Source organism: Vibrio sp. Sgm 5 (assembly GCF_026241575.1).
Lineage (GTDB): Bacteria > Pseudomonadota > Gammaproteobacteria > Enterobacterales > Vibrionaceae > Vibrio > Vibrio jasicida.
Window position 1 is genome coordinate 1 of the sequence record NZ_JAPHPY010000117.1, and the last position, 1,745, is coordinate 1,745.

General features: G+C 41.8%; 3 protein-coding genes. All 3 read left to right on the forward strand.

Features of this window, described 5'->3' with window-relative positions:
* Positions 1-242 precede the first annotated feature (242 nt).
* Complete coding sequence (locus tag OQJ86_RS26220; protein ID WP_265992227.1) at positions 243-416, forward strand: YHYH domain-containing protein; 174 nt, start codon at positions 243-245, stop codon at positions 414-416.
* A 351-nt stretch (positions 417-767) separates the two neighbouring features.
* Positions 768-983: a hypothetical protein gene (locus tag OQJ86_RS26225; RefSeq protein ID WP_265992223.1), complete on the forward strand. Its 216-nt coding sequence runs from the start codon at positions 768-770 to the stop codon at positions 981-983.
* 244 nt (positions 984-1,227) lie between these two features.
* On the forward strand, positions 1,228-1,668 hold the full coding sequence (locus OQJ86_RS26235) for a hypothetical protein (RefSeq protein ID WP_265992225.1): 441 nt from the start codon (positions 1,228-1,230) through the stop codon (positions 1,666-1,668).
* Positions 1,669-1,745: the final 77 nt, after the last annotated feature.

Sequence of the window (1,745 nt, forward strand, 5' to 3'; positions counted from 1 at the left end):
ACCATGCGTTGTTTTTAGTGTTTAAGGGGTATGCGGTGGCATTGGTATTGCGTTGCTCACACCTTAACAGGGCGTTATATGAATTGCTAGCTCCCTACCTAAGCTGCTAAATCTAATACTAAATATTATCTTTGTTGCATACTGGATGAGATACGCATCACTTTAAGTAGTGTCGGTTCTTATTACAATTGGTACCTTATACAGTAAAATTAAGGTTTCCCATGAAATACGCTTTTCTCGTAATGCTGCTCGTATTAACTGCTGGAAGTGCTAATGCAGATTCTATTGAGTATTTTGGTAAGATAGAATTATCTCATAGCGGTGGTACTGACAAATGTGGGTGTCATTACAACAGAAAAACCGGCGAGTATCATTGCCATACAAGAAAGCAACGTGGTGGTAGTTGTCCAGCGTAGCGGCATCAAGGCAACTATTCTAGATGTGAAGCATACTGGCACCTGAAAATTCATATAACAAAGCGTTCAAGACGGATTCCCAACGCATGGTGTTTTCGGCTTACTTTCGTTTTAGTGATTATGTCACAATGGTTTAGGTAGGGTGGCGGGCGTTGCTCACCACTTAACGCGGCGTTAGTTTGCAAGAGGAAAAACGCGCCTATATCGCAAGATCTAGTGGTAAAAACTTAAAGTCGAAATTGTCGTATCGGCACTCAATTTCAGTGTTAACTTGCGTGGTGTAAACTCAAAATTGGTATCGTTTCAACGTTTGATTTGTTCTTTGGTGCGGCGACTCTTGGGATAAATGAGTTGAACTTTTTTGCTGCAACTCTGCTCGTTGAGTTTGTTGGTATAAAAGCCGATCTACTCGCTGAAATGACGCTTTCTTTGGTGTGGCAAGTTCCACGTGGTTTCAGTGACTTTGTTGAAAGTCCGCATTGTGGGATTGGTTTTCCAAAAGCGCTTTTTGGTGTTGTGAGTTCGTTTTCTGCGGCGTTGTTTGTTCCAAGTGGTTTCATTGAGTAGCCGCTTTGAGGCTACGCCTGACCTAGGTGCATCAAAACACATAAAGTTTATTGTTTGCAAAGTTTAAAATAACGTAAAATCAACGCTTTGGGTTTGCAAACTAACAAACTGCTCAAGAGGGATTCGCAACGCGTGGCATTTTCACTATGCGTTGAATTTAGTGGTTAAGGTGTTATGCGGCGGCTTCGGTATTGCGTTGCTCACCCCTTAGCAGGGCGTTAGCTATTTAAGGAAAAATGATAGTATGAATGGCACGGATCTTAAAAGTCTGTTTATTGGTATTTTAGGGACTGTAATAGTGATGTTTGTTGTTGCAGTATACAAAAAGTCGAGAGCTAAGAGTCTCAAAGATGACATTGACCTTATCGACTTTGAAATCGAACATCTTGGAAAAATCAGAAAATCTAGTGTTGAAATGAGCCGTTCCTCTTTCAAAGGAATATTTGCAATGTTCTTTCTTTTCGGCTTGGCTAACTTAATACCTCTTGCATTTGATCTTGCTGGTCTAGGAAACCTTTTTCACATCCCCCAAATGGCTTCACTTATTCTTTGGTCTGCGTTTGTTGGCGTAGCATATCGTTGGTGGCAAAGGTATGACAACCTTAAAAACTATCAAGAGGCGATTGCTAAACTAGAAAGCAAAAGGCTAGTCAAAGAGGCTAAATTGAAAAAGTTGAGTACATAGCTAATCGGGTAGCCGGAGGTGTCTAGCCTCCAGCCCCCACACCACCCTGCATGCGGCTCCGCACAGGGCGGTTCATT